General features: G+C 44.4%; 1 pseudogene. It reads right to left on the bottom strand.

The window, feature by feature from the left end:
• Positions 1-527: pseudogene (vcrV, locus tag R7Z49_RS27400) on the bottom strand (type III secretion system needle tip protein VcrV); the annotation flags it as partial.

The raw sequence follows: 527 nt of genomic DNA on the forward strand, positions 1-527 counted from the left end.
GTTTTTCTAAGCGATTTACGCGACGCTCGTTTAATGCAAACAGCACTTGTTCATCAAAACGGTCACCAATACTGGACTCAACGACAGCCAACAAATCGCGAGCCGTCAAAGAGTGCTCTGCGCGAACCTCAAGATCCTTTTTCTCTTGCTCGGTGATGTTGAGTAGACGATCTTTCAACGCACCTAAGTTCTTGCGTAATGTTTCGTAACGTTCGATAAACGAGGCGCCTGTCGACTCACCCTTCAGCATTTTTTCAAACTGGAAACGGATGTCTCGTTCCGTATTGTTTTTTATCAGCTCAACCTGATCCGCAGAGATTTGCGTTTTTTGGATATCGACAATCGCTTTATCGTTGTAAAAAGCATCGATTTCGGTGTGAATAAGACTTACTGCAAAATTCGCAAACAAGCTTGAAAGCGTCAAAGAATCCGAGCTTTTGATGATGGCATCTAACGCTTTTCGTAAATTTTCAGTCCCAGCGGTTTCACCGTAAGCCGCAGTAAACTGACCTTTCACTTGCGTCGCC

Origin of the sequence: Vibrio sp. 1562, assembly GCF_033340155.1 — a bacterium.
In the GTDB taxonomy this organism is placed as follows: Bacteria; Pseudomonadota; Gammaproteobacteria; order Enterobacterales; family Vibrionaceae; genus Vibrio; species Vibrio alginolyticus.